The following is a 15,977-nucleotide window of genomic DNA, read 5'->3' as shown; positions in this document are numbered from 1 at the left end:
TCTGAACCCCTTTTGAAATTCCCTTTGAATTTTCGCCCAAAGTTTAGAGATTGGGGCTCTACGAGCCCACTATGTTAGGCCATTTTTGGACCTTGCCATGTCCAATTGGCCATCTTCTTTAAATTAATGGCAGCGAAAGTAAGCATCGCCTGCATCGACAATTTTTTAAGTCCCCTTAAAGTAGTCCAACGCATACCATGCTTTTCTTTTGCATCTGCGAATACACGCTCAATCGTTTCTTTACGTTTTGCATATATAGGTTTTACATCTTGATGATGACGCAGATGATCTGCTTCTTCCACATGTGTTTGCCAGATATGCCGTGTCACCACTTTTTGACAGTCTTTGCTTTCTGTACACCGAGATAAAAATGAGCATGTTGTACAAATTTGTTTTGGCGATTTGTACTCGCGATAGCCCTCTTTATTTGTTGTTGAGTACTTTAAAGTTTCGCCCGAAGGGCAAAGGTAACAATCAAAATGTTCATCGTATACATAGTCCTGTTTGCGGAAAAATCCTTCTTTGGTGCGAGGACGTGTATAAGGTAAAGCCGGTATGATTTCTTTGTTAAATAGGTAGCTTGTAATCGCTGGTGTTTTATAAGCTGCATCTGCGGCAACGGCTTCCGGTTTTCCAACTTTCTCAATCACTTGTTCAACTAGTGGCTCTAAGATCTGACTGTCATGTGTATTTCCAGGTGTTACAATCGTTCCCAATACAAAACCGTTGCGGTCTGCGGCCGCGTGGAATGAATAGGCAAACTGTTTTGTTCGTTCATCTTTCACATAGTAGCCACTCTCAGAATCCGTTGTACTTTCTTTAATCTCTTTGGTCTCTTCTTTATCAAATTTATCTGGTGGAAAAGGCTTTTTTCCATGGTTTTCACGATCTTGATTGATTTCTTCTTGAAGACGTCCTTGATACGCTCGTGTTTCTTTACGAACGATTTTCTTTTCAAATTTCCGTTTATTCGCACTGGCTTTCACATGTGTGGAATCCACGAAAACGTGTTCAGCACTTATTAACTTTTTATTAGCAGCTGTCATTAAAATGCGATAGAAAATCTGTTCAAACAGATCTGTATCTTTGAAGCGTCGCTCATAATTTTTCCCGAACGTAGAGAAATGAGGTACTTTATCATGGAAACCATAGCCTAAGAACCAACGGTAAGCCATATTGGTTTCAACTTCTTCAATCGTTTTACGCATGGAACGAATACCGAAGGTATATTGAATGAAAGTCAGTTTAACTAAAATAACTGGATCAATACTTGGGCGTCCTACCTCTGAATACATATCTTTCACCAAGTCATAAATGAAAGTGAAGTCAATGGCAGCCTCCATTTTACGAACCAAATGGTTCGGTGGCACCAATTGATCTAAAGTAATCATTTCAAGTTGATCTCGCTGAATAGAATCATGTTTAGAAAGCATCCTCATCACCTCAAGTTTTAATACTTCTATTTTAAAACAAACATGACTCCAGGCAAAAGTGTTCTATCTAAAAGGTAAGACAAAGTTGATTGGAACGGAAGGTACGAGACTCCTGCGGGAAAAGCGCGTCTAGGGGAGACCCCGCAGGCGAAAGCCGAGGAGGCTCCCCGACCGCCCGCGGAAAGCGAGTGCCTGGAGTGGAAATCAACATCCAAATTGTACAAGCCATAAAAATAGACAAACTCGATTTTCATCGAGTTTGTCTACAGTCTGAAGCCTCCCATAATGTCGGGAGGCTTTTCTTATTATCATCACTCTTTATGAAACATACCCATGACCTCGGCAGTTTCGGTTATATTAACAAAAGCATTCGGATCCACTTCTTTTATCATCATTTTTACATCGGTTAACTGATAACGTGTAATGACTGTCATCATTACTTTGCTCTTTTCTCCTGAATATGCACCTTCACCATCCATGACTGTAATGCCACGATATAGGTTGGTCAGGAGCTTCGTTTTCATTTCGTCACTCTTTTTGGTAACGATCATCAATGTTAATTTAATGTGATTGGAATGGATCGTATCGATCACCTTTCCTGCTGCATAAATGGAAATAAGCGTATATAATGCGGCATCCCAACCGAAGATGAAGCCTGAGATTACCACCACAACAGCATTCATCACCGAAAGCAATGTACCAAGCGGAAAGTCGCTCTTCTTAGCCAATAGCATGGCAATGATATCAAAGCCGCCCGAAGACCCCGAAGCGCGAAAGACGATGCCTATCCCGATTCCCGATATGATTCCGCCAAATAAAGAAGACAAAATCGGTTCAGTGGAAATACCGTGAACTGGAATGAGGTATAAACTGATGGAAATCACGACAACTGATAATATCGTATAGGTGATAAAGCGTCTCCCTAATTTCAGGTAACCAAGTATCAGCAATGGCAGGTTCATCAGAAAATTCAATATCCCTGTGTTGACTGGGGTGATGATTCCGAACATGATCGCAAGTCCACTAAGTCCGCTGCTTAAAATTAAATGTGGTATCAAAAATAAGTTGTAGGCTACTGCCACAAGCACTGAGCCTACAGTGATGAAAAGTACATTATACATATCCGATCTCCTTAAAACGAACTGGGAATTTAATTTATTATAGTAGAGAACCTAAGATTTTTAAAAATAATAGTTTTTTCTGAAAACGACCACAAACTTCCACTTTCCGAAGAAAAAAAGCCAGCTGGTTTTCAGCTGGCTTTCAATCACCCTTTGTATCTGCATTTTCAACCGTTGAAATCCGTTCGAGCATGGTCGGATGGGAATACCGCAGCCATTTAACCAGGAATGGCGGGTTGACCTGACTCAAACCCGACCTCGTGAGTTCCTGGAAAGTCGTGATTGCTGATTCTTTGTCCCCGGTCATTTCAATGGCATAACGGTCAGCCCTTGTTTCTTGATATCTGGAAACATAATTGGACAGCGGACTCGAAGCAAAAAGCAGCACAGACGTTATCAAGAGAAATAACGGAAGAGATGATATGCTGTCAACTGAACGGACCTTTAACTGATGGCCCCAGCGACCAATGATAAAATTCATGATTTTCGAAGTCAGCCACAAACCGATTAATGTCAGTCCTAAATAACCTGCAATCCCTATATAAATGTGCTTTTCCACATAATGAGCCATTTCATGTGCCATGATAAAAAGGATTTCATCTTCCTTCAGTTTGTTCAGGGTCGTATCCCAAAGAACTATTCTTGAGTTGGAACCTATGCCGGTCACATATGCATTCAAGGCATTTGTCTTTTCCGCCATATTTACTTCATACACGTGTTCAGCCGGGATCTCAGCCTGTGAGGCTAGTGCCAATATTTCCGTTTCCAGCTCTTTATTTTTGAGAGGATAGAATTCATTGTACAGCGGATCAATCAATACAGGCTGAACGAACATCAGGAACAAGGAAAAAGGAATGGACAACATCCAAGCATAGAGCCACCACTTCTTCACACTTTTCTTCATTAACCAATATAAAACGGAAACGATGATGAACATCATCCCAAAATTCACCCAGAATTCGATGACTCCATCCTTCATCCACGAGGTGAAACTTTGTGTACTTATGTGGTAACTCTTGCTCATCCGATATCCAATGAAACTGATTGGAAATAGAGCCAGGTATGAAATAACGGAAAGCCAGAATAAGTAAATGCCCGTTCTGATCGCTTTCCGTCTAGAGACTGCCATTGACGATTTTTCAAATGCCTTTGAAAAACCGAATAATAATATGAAGAAATACAGAAGCCATTCATATGGCGTCGATACGAAAAAAATAAAATTCCGCAGTCCTGAATACTCTTCACTAAGCTTTAGTTCCCTTGCATTCAGGAATGTTGCAGGATCTGCTGCCGTTCCACGCAAAGCTTCGGGAATGGTCGTATCCGCTCCATAAAAAATATACCAATACATCGCTGCTGCATAAAGGATATATAATATAATCGCCCTTCCAGCCCATTTTCTAACCATGATGCCCCTCCTTAAAACGAATCTCCCTCTTAATAGTTTAATCCAAAATGGACAGGTTAGAACCGCATTTCCCTTCAATATTATTCTTCCTTACAATTCCCATCATTTTGTTGATTTTTCATTGTTCATTATCAACCTTAAGATTTCCCAGAATAATCCACCAGCCTAACATGCACTTCCGGGAAGGGAGGCAGAATGATTCATATGCAGAGACACTAAAAAAACGGAGGGATGAGAGGTTTAAGGCAACGACGAATTTATTCCTTTGCCTAATTGCTAAGATGAAATCGTTTCATCAAAGGATTTCAAATGTGAATTTGATTTATAATGAATGAGACCGATTAACGGAACGGCAGGCATAATCGGTCATCCCTTCATCCCGCTATTTTGAAAACCATACAAAAGTGCCATAAGCTCCGGTCGATTATTAACATTCAGTTTTCTGTAAATACGGCTTATATGGTTTTTTACCGTGCCGATCGATAGAAAAAGTTTTTTTGAAATTTGCTTATTCGTTTCGCTTTGGGTTAGCAGGATAAGCAGTTCATGCTCGCGTTTAGAAAAAAGCCCCCAATTTTTCGATTGCCTTTTCCAAAGTTACTGGTGATCTTTCAACATCCCGCTCCAGCTTTTTCATTAAAATTGATTTGAATGAGGCAGGATAAACGATTTGACCGTTGGCACATTGACGGATTGCCGACATCAACTGTTTCATTCCGCCATCCTGTAACACATAACCTGCTGCACCATGGCCTATTGCTTCAATAAGATAATGATTTTCTGAATAGGCAGTAAAAATGACGAAAGGAGTGGATGGGTGTTTTTCCTTCAGGATTTGCATGACTTCCTGTCCATACTTCCCTGATGAGCGAATGACTGATGTATGATCAGAATCAAGAAGGTCCATTTCATTTCCAGTCATCCCCATGACCTTAATGTCACCTTCTTGTTCGATGATTCCCTCAATTCCTCCCTGACCACCATATATCACTAGCTTAATCGACTTCATAACCTCACCTGTTACTTTCTTTATTTGTTATTAATCCGATAGTTTTTTATAATTGTTAGCCGGGGAATAGTTCTAATGGTCTATATTTTACATCATTAATTCACCTGTTAACAAATTTAAACTGTAAAAATACTTTTAATAATTGTGTTCCTCCTGACAATAAAAAAGGCTATCAACCCGTTTGATTTCAGGATGATAGCCTTTTTCTTTGTTCCTCATCTATGAGCGTATCAAGTTTCATGATGCTTTCCTTTGCCCGCGGAAAATCAATTTTGCGATAATGGTGTTTTCCGCCTTCTTCTTCATCTTTTTCGTCGGCCCATTTGACGACTTGCTGAAGCGGTGTACGAATAATATCATTCGAAGGTAAGAACGAATCGGTATGAAATAAAATGGCGAGGGAAATGGTCTTTGCCTTGATCGGGTTTTCTCCCAAGCGGATTAACAGTTTATGTGCTCGTTCGGCACCTTTGATGGGGTGAATATCATTTTGTTTATAAAGATCATAATCCCATTTACCATTGCGATACCAGGTGAAATGACCCATATCATGCAATAGCCCGGCTTTAGCGGCAATATCAGGGTCGACATTATATTCATTTGCTAAGTGAAACGCATGGTATGCTACCGCAATCGCATGTGCCAGACCTGAACGGTTCAAGTATTTTTGAGCAATGGGATGTGCAAAAATATCCAATAGCTTTACATCTCTCATCTAACCCCTCCTTACAATTTTGTGGAAATTTTTAATGACAATCATAACTCTTTTCGAAACAAGAATCAAGGTTTTAAGATTCTTCAATATATTTTATGCAGCCTCATACACTTTGGTTGTACAAAAAAAGGACCATTGCCGGTTATAGGCAATGATCTCCTCATGATCAATGTAATTCAGTTTTGCAGTACATGGTTTTTCAAGGAACGCCGTAAAATTTTACCAGTCGCGTTTTTTGGAAGTTCATCCAAAAACTCAATTTTTGCCGGCACCTTATATTTGGCCAAGTGTTCCATGCAATGGGCAAGCAGCTCTTCCTCAGTCAATGCATTGTTTTTCTTTACCACAAAGCATTTAACCACTTCCCCCTGATTGGGATCGGGAACGCCAATGGCTGCTGCCTCAACTACTTCAGGATGGGCATACAAAACCTCCTCCACTTCACGCGGATAGACATTATAGCCACCGACGATGATAAGCTCCTTTTTACGATCTACAATGAAAAAGTAGCCTTCATCATCCATCCTGGCTAAATCGCCTGTATATAACCAGCCATTTTTCAAGACAGCGGCTGATTCTTCAGGCATTTTATAATAACCTTTCATTACATTCGGACCCCTGACAATCAATTCTCCTACACCATTGATCGGCACTTCTTCTCCAAGCTCATTGACCACTTTGTTTTCCACCCTAAGGATGGATGTTCCGATGGAACCCGCCTTCCTTGGACGGTCCAAAGGATTGAAGCAGGTAACAGGGGAAGCTTCGGATAAGCCATATCCTTCTGAAACCCTAACATTAAATTTCCGCTCGAATGATTCAAGCAGGGACACTGGCATGGCGGATCCGCCAGATATGCATATCCGCAAAGACTTCAAAGCATCCTCTTTCGCATCTGGATATTGAAAAAGAAAGTTATACATCGTAGGCACGCCAGCAAAAACGGTTGCATCATATTTTTTGATTTGCCTGAATATTTCCTTTGGACTGAATTGCGGGACAATTAAAAGCGTACCTCCGCTTATCAACGGGGCATTCACAACTACCGTTAAACTGAAAACATGGAACATTGGCAATGTCGTAATGACACGGTCACTTTCCGTGATATTTAAATATTCACCAATATCATGTGCATTGGAGTAGATATTGGTATGTGTGAGCATGGCCCCCTTTGGTTTCCCCGTTGTCCCGGAAGTATAAAGTATGATTGCCGTATCTTCAGGATCCAGTTCAGGACCTTTAAAGCCTTCATCCCCCGATTCGACCATTTTTGTAAACGATTTCATTTTATTGCAGATGTTAAATTCGCTACTATCCCCATTATCCGGCTGCATTTCACAAATTACATATTGTTCTACGCTTGAAAGGATAGGGTTCATTTTCTCCAGTAAGGGTAAAAGCTTATCTAATGCCACAACAACCTTTACATCGCCATTATTCAGGATATAACCAATCTCGTCAGGTGTGTATATTGGATTGACGGGAATTACGGTCGCCCCTGCTCGCATAGCTCCATACAATGAAATGATGAAATGTGGAGAGTTGCCTAATAACAGCGCAATGTTATCACCTTTTGAAACACCAAGCCTATGTAATTCGTCTGCGAACTTCGTAACGGCTTTATCCAATTCCCCATATGAAGTGGATTGATCCAAAAAGTAATATGCTGGCTTATCCGCCTTTTTTAAAGCCATTTGATGAAGCTGTTCAGATAAATTCATCTTTCTCCCTCCCCTGCAAATAGCATGAATGAATGGTCATTCATTTTTATGGTGAACTAAATACATTTTTATTATATTAAAAGAATGCGATCACAGCAACCATTTTATCCATATTCAAGCAATTACTGTCATTATTAGTCACAAAAGCCGTCCTATTAAGTCGGGACGGCTTTCAGGCTTAATATATTAAAGCCAATATTTCTTCTTTTGTTACATTGCCAAAATAATGACGAACATCGATCTCATCCAGTACTCGGCTGATTGCTTCCTTTTCATAGCGTATTCCAGTAAGCTTTCGTTCAATATCCGCAACCTCTCCGACCCCGAAGAAATCACCGTAGATCTTGCAGTTCTCAATGATTCCCCTGTTCACTTCAAGGCGGATATCAACAGATCCCACAGGAAATCTATGTGAGTTTTGCAAGTTGAATTTAGGTGATTTTCCGTAATTCCACTCCCAATTTTGATACCTATCTTCCGAGATTTCGTGAATTTTCTCCCAATCCGTTTCTGTTAAAACATACTCTGTAACCTTTCCGTTATCTTTGAAAATATTTTGCAGAAGGAATGAACGGAATTCTTCAACAGACATCGGTTCTTTTAGGAAATCGGCGATATTACCAACACGGCTTCTTATCGATTTAATCCCTTTGGACTCGATTTTATCTTTTTTCACTTTTAAAGCGGATACAATGTGATCCATTTCTGATTGAAACAGCAATGTCCCATGACTGAACATTCTGCCCTTCGTTGAAAACATCGCGTTTCCCGAAATTTTCTTTCCTTCAGCCAGAATATCGTTACGACCGCTCAATTCAGCATGTATTCCTAGTTTCTCGAGCGTTTCCACGACAGGCTGGGTGAATTTCTTGAAGTTATGGAAACTATCCCCATCATCTTTCGTAATGAAACTGAAATTGAGATTCCCTAGGTCATGATAAACCGCTCCACCCCCGGAAAGGCGGCGAACAACTGTAATGCCCTTTTCATCTACATAATCGGAATTGATTTCTTCAATCGTATTTTGATTTCTGCCTATGATGATTGAAGGTCGATTAATGTAAAATAAAAGATAGGTTTCATCTATGTTTAAATGTTTAAGCGCAAATTCTTCGATGGCCAGGTTAATTCTTGGATCTGTAATTCCCTTATTATCAATAAAAAGCACAGTTGTTCCTCCTTGTAGACTTCATATCACTGATGTTTCATTTATAGTTGGAACTCGAGATTGGTTTTGGCTACAGCTATTTCCCTTTTGAATACCTCGGATGCTTCTTTTTTCAGTTGATCGAGATTCCCATAATGAGGGAGGTGAGTTAACAGCAAAAGCTGGACGTCAGCCTTTTCTGCCAGCAGGCCCGCTTCCCTTGCCGTCATATGCCCCGCCTTTGAACCATCCATATCACTGTAAAAGTTACTTTCGCATAATAAAACATTTGCGTCTTTAGCGAAATCTGCAAGCTCATCCATATATGAACTGTCACCTGTGTAAACGATCGAATGATTTTCAGCTTCAATCCTCATTGCAAAACAAGGTACTGGATGTTTTGTTTTCATGAACGTAAATTTACACGGTCCAATGGTTAATGGCTGATCAGCGGAGATGGCTATCCCCTTTGTCACGTCTTTATAAGTTAACTTACCAAATTCGACTTCGTCCAAATCATGACCATATATAGGAATCGTCCTTTTTTCGCTGCCCAATATCTGCTGTATGAACGCAGCGTGCTGCAGGACACCAATATCCGCTACATGATCAGGATGATAGTGGGATAATACAACTGCACCAAGATCCTCCGGCTTCATATGGTTTTGAAGCTGTGATAGAACACCGCTGCCACAATCAAGCAGAATGCGAAAATCTTCATATTCAAGCAAATAGCCGGAACTTGCCTCATTTTTAGCTGGATAACCGCCCCAGCAGCCAATTACGGTGATTTTCATGCTTAGGCACTCCTTTTTTTCTCTCAATGACTTCCCCATTAATATAAACTATTCTTGCCCTTATTTCACCTTTTTTACTTATGTTATAAAACATTCATTGACATTCTAAATCTGTTATAATACAATAAAACCATAGAAAAGCGAATAATAAAAAATTCAGGAGATGATGTTCATGATTCAAAGTAGCGTTGAGTTCTTTAAAAATCTGCCACCGAAACAATGCACGGAATGCGGAAAAAAAATTGAAGAACAGCACGAATGTTATGGAAACCACTGTGATCATTGCCTTTCTGGAGAGTAGTAGTCTTTGTGTTTCACCATCCTCTTCCCAAATAGCAGGATGAATTTCATAGATGTTTCGGTTTCGCAGCTGAAAAAAACCCCAATAAAAGAAGAGATACCGATGATCGGTATCTCTTCTTTTATTGGGGTTCATTGCCTTTCAGCAAAAAAATAGAATGATCACGTAACGGATAATCCTTTGAACAAATATATTTTAAATAGTTCAGCAATTTCCTCTTTCTCTAATGGGGCATGGTTCCTTTCCCAATCAAAGATCAGGGCAAGGTACATTTTTAGCATCAGGAAAGCTGTTATCTCTGGATCGCAAGGTTGTATATAGCCCTTATCAATCGCTATTTTTAGTTTTTCCTTAATGTAGGATACGATGGCTTCTTCCATTTCATTAACCATTTCCTGAACGGCCGGCGTACCAATTTCCCGCTCTTCCTGAAGAAGTTTTAATGATAATTGATGTTCCTGCCTGAACTCCAGAATTCGATAAACGGCCCGATGCAGGTTTTCAAAAAAGGAGAGTTGGTCATCCAAAGATTGTTCCGCCTCATATTTCATTTCCTCTATCATCCGCTGAACGATTTCTTTAAACAGCTCTTCTTTATTTTTATAAAAGGTATAAATGGTCCCTTTTCCCACATTGGCAATTTTAGCGACTTGATCCATCGTCGTTGCCTTATAGCCAAAAAGTGAAAACGACTTGGTCGCAGCTTCCAAAATTAATTTTTTACGATCAACAGACATTTCCCACCCCAATCCTGACCAGACGGACAAAACAGTCATTATGTTCAACGATATCATACCAAAAATTTTCAGTTTTTTCAATTATATTTTCAATTTCCAAGAGAAACAATGGCCATCCTCGTTACTGGACAGCCACTTTTCGAAAATACATATTTATTTAAATCTGCAAGGCCAAAGGTAGCGTCGCTTTTCCGGTGAATAACATAACTTCAAATAAAAATAGGCAGAGCACATGGCAAGCATGGTTAAACTGATTTTCTCCTATTTACTGATCACTTTTCCTGTAATCTGTTTAAAATGATCGTGGCCAAAGCATCGATGAATTCAGGTTTAACATTGGGCATATCCGGCCTATAGTAGCCTGCGCCAATCTCTTCCGTCACAACCTTACATTCATAATCGTTATCATAAAGGACTTCAAGGTGCTCGGCAACAAAGCCAACAGGAATATAAATGAAAGCTTTATAACCTTTTGCTTGATGAAGATCTCTGGTTAAATCCTGTACATCGGGTCCCAACCATGGTTCAGGAGTTTGTCCAGCGCTTTGCCAGCCTACTGCATAATTGGTAACCCCTGCGCCTTCGGCAATCATGTCTGCCGTTTCTTTCAGTTGATTTGGATACGGATCACCCGATTGCAAGATTTTTTCCGGGAGGCTATGTGCCGACACAATCAAAGCGAAATTATCGCGTTCTTCCGAGGTCATTTTCCCGATTACTTCTTTTACTTGGTCTACCCAATATTGGATGAATTTTGGTTCATCATACCAGCTTTCAACGGAAGTGATGGTCAGGTCCCCCAATTTAGCGGCTTCATCCTGGGCACGTCCATTATAAGACTTCACGCTGAATGTTGAAAAATGCGGTGCCAATACGATACTGACCGCCTCTTTGATTCCATCTTCATGCATTTGTTTCACTGCGTCTTCAACAAAAGGTTCAATATGTTTCAGTCCAAGATATGCCTTGAATTCAACTTCCTCCTGGACGGAATTCAATTTCTTTTCAAGCGCTTCAGCTTGCCCTGCCGTTATTTTTGCAAGCGGGGATAATCCACCGATCGCTTCATATCTGCCTTTAAGGTCGGCAATCAATTCGTCGCTTGGCCGTCTCCCATGTCGAATATGTGTATAATACCTTTCAATATCCTCTTCAGTGTATGGAGTACCATAAGCCATGACTAAAAGGCCCATTTTTTTTCTTGACATGAAATTACACCTCTTTTAAAGATTTCGTTCTTTTATTGTGCATCCAATTAAGGAGTTTTAGCAAATGGTTCGCTCACCTTACTTCATTTTTGATGAATATTCGTGAATGAAAGCGGTCAGCCTCTTCAGTGTTTCCGGATTTACGGATGGGAAAACTCCATGACCAAGATTAAAGATATAGCCGTCCTGTTCCATGCCCTGATCCAAGATTCTTTTCGTCCGTTCTTCTATAACATCCCATGATGATAATAGCAGGGCAGGATCAAGATTACCTTGTACCGTTTTCTGGATTCCCATTTGTCTTGCTTCTGTAATTGGTAATCTCCAATCAAGCCCGACTACATCAATCGGAAGATCATTCCACTCAAGTGCCAAGTGACTTGCGCCGACCCCGAACATGATTAGCGGTACATTTTCTTCTCTCAATGAAGAAAAGATACGAGTCATGATCGGCTTGATGAACACGCGGTAATCTTCAACATTCAAAGCACCCACCCAAGAATCAAAGATTTGGACGGCTTTAACGCCGGCTTTAATTTGTGACTTGACATAGATGATGATCATATCGGCTAGCTTATCCATTAATGCAAACCAAGCCTTTGGCTCGGAATACATGAAAGCTTTCGTCTTATTGTAGTTTTTGGAGGGGCCGCCTTCAATCATGTATGAAGCAATGGTGAACGGAGCCCCGGAGAAACCGATCAAAGGAACGGACAATTGCTCCGTGGTCAATAATTTAATCGTGTCCAATACATATGGGATGTCTTTCTCTGGGTTCAATTCACCTAATTTTTCAACATCTGTCACCGATTGGATTGGATTGGCTATGACTGGACCGATTCCGGACTTAATCTCAACATCGACACCAATGGCTGGTAGCGGTGTCATTATATCTTTATATAAAATCGCAGCGTCTACATCATATTGCTCAACTGGCAATCTAGTTACATAAGCGCATAATTCCGGCTGATGAGTAATTTCAAAAAGTGAGTACTTCTCTTTCAATTTACGGTATTCCGGCTGTGAACGGCCAGCCTGACGCATATACCAAACAGGCACATGATCCGTTTTCTCTCCTCTTGCAGCTTTTAAAAATGTATCATTCGTAATTTCCTTAGACATTAATATCCACCTTTCAAGCAATCACGTTTCTATTTTTATTCATTACCTACATAGAATATCAGAAGGATGTTGAATTTCAAATCGAATCTCCTTAAACTATAGCTTTTTCTATAATATATTTGTCAAAAAATCGACTTTTATATATGTATCTTACCGGTTTACCAGCTTTATGGTTAGTTTGGAAATGGTAAAAGCACTATTCATTGGGTAAAATGGGTATACAGGCACTATATAGTAATTGGAGGGGAAATTATGAATGTATTCATCACATCAGGCACTTACGATTTTTTGAAAATCAAAAAAGATAAGCACCCGAAAGAAAAAATATTACTTATGCAAAACCCTGACACTGCAGTACTTTTACATGAAACTACAGGTAAAACGATCTTCAGCTCTCCACGTAAGTATGAAGTAGTTGATGGGAAAGGAACCCTTCAGGATCATGGGTATGTAGTCATGAACAATATCCCTGTAAGTGAAGAAGGAAGGCCGGTATTCGAACATCGTTTTAAAAACAGGGCTGGATTCATTGAAAATGAACCAGGTTTCGTCGCACTTCGTGTACTGCGGCCAATCAACTCTGAAACTTATGTTATTCTAACGATTTGGGAGAAACAAGCTGATTTCCTGAACTGGAAGAATTCCAGTTCCTTTAAGATGGCACATAACAGCGACTCCAAAGCTCCCGTTACGAATTCCAGCCAGAAGATGTTTTCAGGTGAAGCCTATGTAACGCAATATACATTGGTGAAGGATTCCGAAGAATAATCCATTCTTGCTCAATAAGAGGCGCATCCTAAAGGATGGGCCTCTCAGACTGTAGACAAACTCGATGAAAATCGAGTTTGTCTATTTTTATGGCTTGTACAATTTGGACGTTGATTTCCACTCCAGGCACTCGCTTTCCGCGGGCGGTCGGGGAGCCTCCTCGGCTTTCGCCTGCGGGGTCTCCCCTAGACGCGCTTTTCCCGCAGGAGTCTCGTACCTTCCGTTCCAATCAACTTTGTCTTACCTTTTAGATAGAACACTTTTGCCTGGAGTCATGTTTGTTTTAAAATAGAAGTATTAAAACTTGAGGTGATGAGGATGCTTTCGTAACATCATTCTATTCAACGAGATCAACTGGTTCCGGCGAACCATTTGGTTCGTAAAATGGAGGCTTACATTGACTTCTGTTTCATTTATGACTTGGTGAAAGATATGTAATCAGAGGTAGGACGCCCCAAAATCATATAAACCTATAACAATCCGACAAATTCCTTCTTTATTTCCGGGAAATGCAACCGATATTTACATATATTTTATCAGAATCCTTTTATCAAAGCACTCTGGACCCCAGGAATTTATACAATTTAAACAAGATTAAACTATATGCCGCCCCTAATGCAAAACCTGCCAAGATATCAGTTGGAAAGTGAACTTTCATAACGATCCTGCTGACACTGATCAGCAGGACCAGACAAACGAAACCAATTCCCATTGCCCATTTCAATGAGTTTCCTTTAATTTCATTCATGATTAAATAAGCTACCATACTGAAGAAAATAATGCCCACCATTGCGTGGCCACTTGGAAAACTGAAGCCGTCGGTGTCCATCAAATGATTTTCAGGGCGCACTCTTTTAACATGATTTTTTATCCACCCGTTTAATACATCCGCGCCGGCAATCCCGATAGAAAAGACGGCCATTGTCCAATAATCCTTCTTTATTATCCACAAATATAGAACACATAGTAAGCTGCCAAAACCAATGAACATGGATTTCCCAAGATAGGTAAGGGACTTGAAGAAAGTGAACGAAAAAGTATTTTTACCTACGGAAAAGAGTTCCGCAATATATGTATCGAATGCTAAAGATTTCTCACTCTGAATTTCATTCATCAAAAAAAAGAATAGCAACAAGCAAAGCGAAACCATAGAAATCCAGGAATATTTATTCATTCTCTCTCTCTCCTCAAGGTATTTAATTCTCTTTGGATCATTGAGAATATGATATACTATTTACAATTAATCCAATCATTGGGAGGTGCAAAAATGATACAGCGATTACACGATCTTCTGGATGGCTCATATGAAGAAATGGTTTCCATCAGGCGTTACCTTCATCAACACCCCGAGCTATCTTTTCAAGAAACCCAAACGGCTGCCTTCATCGCTGAATATTATAAAAAACATGGAATCGAACACCGGACGAATGTAGGCGGCAATGGTGTTATTGCCAAGGTCACAGGCAGTAAGCCCGGTAAAACCGTAGCATTGCGCGCTGATTTCGACGCCTTACCCATTCAAGATGAAAAAGAAGTACCCTATAAATCTTCCGTACCCGGGGTCATGCATGCGTGTGGACACGATGGCCATACAGCGACACTCCTTCTCCTTGCAAAAAATCTGAATGAACTGAAGGATGACCTCGAAGGTGAATATATATTTATCCACCAGCATGCTGAAGAGTATGCTCCAGGAGGGGCCAAACCGATGATTGAGGCTGGCTGCCTTGATGGGGTGGATGTAATTTTCGGCACCCATTTATGGGCCACGGCCCCTACCGGAACAGTCCAATACGCTTTAGGACCCCTTATGGCCGCTGCAGACCGTTTTGAAATCACCATTCAAGGGCAGGGCGGACATGGAGCCCAGCCGCATAAAACCCGTGATGCAATCGTAGTCGGCTCTCAGCTAGTCATGGCCCTGCAGCAAATCGTAAGCCGCCGGCTTAACCCAATAGATTCTGCAGTCATTACCGTCGGTTCCTTTGTAGCAGATAATGCCTTTAACGTCATTGCAGATAAGGCTAAAATAATCGGGACCGTCCGCACATTCAAGGAAGATGTCCGTTCATTCATTAGCGAAGAAATGGAACGGATTGTTAAAGGAACCTGCCTAGCTGCGGACTGCACCTATGAATATCAATACTTTCAAGGCTATCCGGCTGTTATTCCGCATGTTGAGGAAACTAAATTCCTCATCGAAAGCACTGAGTCCGTCAAGGAAGTTTTGATTACAGAGGAAATTGCCCCGGATATGACAGGTGAAGATTTTTCTTATTATTTACAAAATGTAAAAGGTACATTCTTCTTTACGGGAGCCAGGCCAAAAAATGAACATACATATCCACATCATCATCCTTTGTTTGACATTGATGAAAAAGCGATGCTCATTGCAGCCAAAATATTAGGCACTGCAGCGGTGACCTATCACAATAAGAAACAATCATCTAAAAAAGTGAATGAATCTTTATTACAATAATGGTAAAGGGA

General features: G+C 40.5%; 16 protein-coding genes. 3 read left to right on the top strand and 13 right to left on the bottom strand.

The genetic code is table 11. The features are described from left to right. Positions 1-74 precede the first annotated feature (74 nt). The 9 genes from MHB45_RS03645 to MHB45_RS03610 form a co-directional block, all read right to left on the bottom strand. Complete coding sequence (locus MHB45_RS03645) at positions 75-1,433, bottom strand: IS1182 family transposase (protein ID WP_072272405.1); 1,359 nt, start codon at positions 1,431-1,433, stop codon at positions 75-77. Between the two features lie 311 nt (positions 1,434-1,744). After that, positions 1,745-2,554 carry a YitT family protein gene (locus MHB45_RS03640; RefSeq protein WP_072272558.1) on the bottom strand — a complete coding sequence of 270 codons (810 nt, stop codon included), beginning with the start codon at positions 2,552-2,554 and terminating at the stop codon, positions 1,745-1,747. Between the two features lie 142 nt (positions 2,555-2,696). Further along, positions 2,697-3,962 (bottom strand): M48 family metallopeptidase, encoded by a 1,266-nt coding sequence (locus MHB45_RS03635; protein WP_048677995.1) that lies wholly within the window; start codon positions 3,960-3,962, stop codon positions 2,697-2,699. A gap of 366 nt (positions 3,963-4,328) precedes the next feature. Continuing rightward, a complete protein-coding gene (locus tag MHB45_RS28195) occupies positions 4,329-4,466 on the bottom strand; it encodes a response regulator transcription factor (protein ID WP_226990371.1) in 138 nt (45 codons plus the stop codon). Between the two features lie 52 nt (positions 4,467-4,518). Then, positions 4,519-4,971 (bottom strand): response regulator transcription factor, encoded by a 453-nt coding sequence (locus MHB45_RS03630; protein WP_048677996.1) that lies wholly within the window; start codon positions 4,969-4,971, stop codon positions 4,519-4,521. 187 nt (positions 4,972-5,158) lie between these two features. Next, positions 5,159-5,686: an HD domain-containing protein gene (locus MHB45_RS03625; protein WP_048677997.1), complete on the bottom strand. Its 528-nt coding sequence runs from the start codon at positions 5,684-5,686 to the stop codon at positions 5,159-5,161. A 176-nt stretch (positions 5,687-5,862) separates the two neighbouring features. After that, positions 5,863-7,407: a fatty acid--CoA ligase family protein gene (locus MHB45_RS03620; RefSeq protein ID WP_048677998.1), complete on the bottom strand. Its 1,545-nt coding sequence runs from the start codon at positions 7,405-7,407 to the stop codon at positions 5,863-5,865. A gap of 178 nt (positions 7,408-7,585) precedes the next feature. Then, positions 7,586-8,575 carry a lipoate--protein ligase gene (locus MHB45_RS03615; RefSeq protein WP_048677999.1) on the bottom strand — a complete coding sequence of 330 codons (990 nt, stop codon included), beginning with the start codon at positions 8,573-8,575 and terminating at the stop codon, positions 7,586-7,588. Positions 8,576-8,616: 41 nt separating this feature from the next. Next, positions 8,617-9,351: an MBL fold metallo-hydrolase gene (locus tag MHB45_RS03610; protein WP_048678000.1), complete on the bottom strand. Its 735-nt coding sequence runs from the start codon at positions 9,349-9,351 to the stop codon at positions 8,617-8,619. 172 nt (positions 9,352-9,523) lie between these two features. Between MHB45_RS03610 and yhfH the strand changes: the two genes are divergently transcribed. Continuing rightward, positions 9,524-9,652 (top strand): protein YhfH, encoded by a 129-nt coding sequence (gene yhfH, locus MHB45_RS03605; protein ID WP_065310849.1) that lies wholly within the window; start codon positions 9,524-9,526, stop codon positions 9,650-9,652. Between the two features lie 161 nt (positions 9,653-9,813). On the opposite strand, the gene MHB45_RS03600 is transcribed toward yhfH, so the two are convergent. From MHB45_RS03600 to hemE, 3 genes are all read right to left on the bottom strand, one after another. Continuing rightward, positions 9,814-10,389 (bottom strand): TetR/AcrR family transcriptional regulator, encoded by a 576-nt coding sequence (locus MHB45_RS03600; RefSeq protein WP_048678001.1) that lies wholly within the window; start codon positions 10,387-10,389, stop codon positions 9,814-9,816. A 272-nt stretch (positions 10,390-10,661) separates the two neighbouring features. Continuing rightward, positions 10,662-11,597, bottom strand: a complete 936-nt coding sequence (gene hemH / locus MHB45_RS03595; protein ID WP_034314663.1) for a ferrochelatase — start codon at positions 11,595-11,597, stop codon at positions 10,662-10,664. Between the two features lie 78 nt (positions 11,598-11,675). Further along, positions 11,676-12,719: a uroporphyrinogen decarboxylase gene (gene hemE / locus MHB45_RS03590; protein ID WP_048678002.1), complete on the bottom strand. Its 1,044-nt coding sequence runs from the start codon at positions 12,717-12,719 to the stop codon at positions 11,676-11,678. 252 nt (positions 12,720-12,971) lie between these two features. Here hemE and MHB45_RS03585 point away from each other — a divergent pair, with 252 nt between their 5' ends. Further along, the gene (locus MHB45_RS03585) at positions 12,972-13,487 is read left to right on the top strand and encodes an antibiotic biosynthesis monooxygenase family protein (protein WP_340907393.1); all 516 of its coding nucleotides are present in this window, start codon (positions 12,972-12,974) and stop codon (positions 13,485-13,487) included. A gap of 550 nt (positions 13,488-14,037) precedes the next feature. Here MHB45_RS03585 and MHB45_RS03580 read toward each other — a convergent pair. Continuing rightward, positions 14,038-14,661, bottom strand: coding sequence for a phosphatase PAP2 family protein (locus tag MHB45_RS03580; protein WP_340907391.1), 624 nt, complete (start codon positions 14,659-14,661; stop codon positions 14,038-14,040). A gap of 93 nt (positions 14,662-14,754) precedes the next feature. Here MHB45_RS03580 and MHB45_RS03575 point away from each other — a divergent pair, with 93 nt between their 5' ends. Next, positions 14,755-15,966 (top strand): M20 family metallopeptidase, encoded by a 1,212-nt coding sequence (locus MHB45_RS03575; protein WP_323066782.1) that lies wholly within the window; start codon positions 14,755-14,757, stop codon positions 15,964-15,966. Positions 15,967-15,977: the final 11 nt, after the last annotated feature.

It is taken from the genome of Peribacillus sp. FSL K6-5616 (assembly GCF_038008245.1).
Taxonomy (GTDB): Bacteria; Bacillota; Bacilli; order Bacillales; family DSM-1321; genus Peribacillus; species Peribacillus frigoritolerans.
The sequence above is the reverse complement of the archived record's forward strand: the minus strand, read 5'-3'. Positions and strand labels throughout refer to the sequence as shown.

Excerpts from the sequence above, each read along its gene's own strand:
- hemE (WP_048678002.1), bottom strand. The coding sequence starts at position 12,719 with ATGTCTAAGGAAATTACGAATGATACATTTTTAAAAGCTGCAAGAGGA.
- MHB45_RS03585 (WP_340907393.1), top strand. The coding sequence starts at position 12,972 with ATGAATGTATTCATCACATCAGGCACTTACGATTTTTTGAAAATCAAA.
- MHB45_RS03610 (WP_048678000.1), bottom strand. The coding sequence starts at position 9,351 with ATGAAAATCACCGTAATTGGCTGCTGGGGCGGTTATCCAGCTAAAAAT.
- yhfH (WP_065310849.1), top strand. The coding sequence starts at position 9,524 with ATGATTCAAAGTAGCGTTGAGTTCTTTAAAAATCTGCCACCGAAACAA.
- MHB45_RS03575 (WP_323066782.1), top strand. The coding sequence starts at position 14,755 with ATGATACAGCGATTACACGATCTTCTGGATGGCTCATATGAAGAAATG.
- MHB45_RS03625 (WP_048677997.1), bottom strand. The coding sequence starts at position 5,686 with ATGAGAGATGTAAAGCTATTGGATATTTTTGCACATCCCATTGCTCAA.
- MHB45_RS03640 (WP_072272558.1), bottom strand. The coding sequence starts at position 2,554 with ATGTATAATGTACTTTTCATCACTGTAGGCTCAGTGCTTGTGGCAGTA.
- MHB45_RS03630 (WP_048677996.1), bottom strand. The coding sequence starts at position 4,971 with ATGAAGTCGATTAAGCTAGTGATATATGGTGGTCAGGGAGGAATTGAG.
- MHB45_RS03635 (WP_048677995.1), bottom strand. The coding sequence starts at position 3,962 with ATGGTTAGAAAATGGGCTGGAAGGGCGATTATATTATATATCCTTTAT.
- MHB45_RS03580 (WP_340907391.1), bottom strand. The coding sequence starts at position 14,661 with ATGAATAAATATTCCTGGATTTCTATGGTTTCGCTTTGCTTGTTGCTA.
- MHB45_RS03620 (WP_048677998.1), bottom strand. The coding sequence starts at position 7,407 with ATGAATTTATCTGAACAGCTTCATCAAATGGCTTTAAAAAAGGCGGAT.
- MHB45_RS03645 (WP_072272405.1), bottom strand. The coding sequence starts at position 1,433 with ATGCTTTCTAAACATGATTCTATTCAGCGAGATCAACTTGAAATGATT.
- MHB45_RS03600 (WP_048678001.1), bottom strand. The coding sequence starts at position 10,389 with ATGTCTGTTGATCGTAAAAAATTAATTTTGGAAGCTGCGACCAAGTCG.
- hemH (WP_034314663.1), bottom strand. The coding sequence starts at position 11,597 with ATGTCAAGAAAAAAAATGGGCCTTTTAGTCATGGCTTATGGTACTCCA.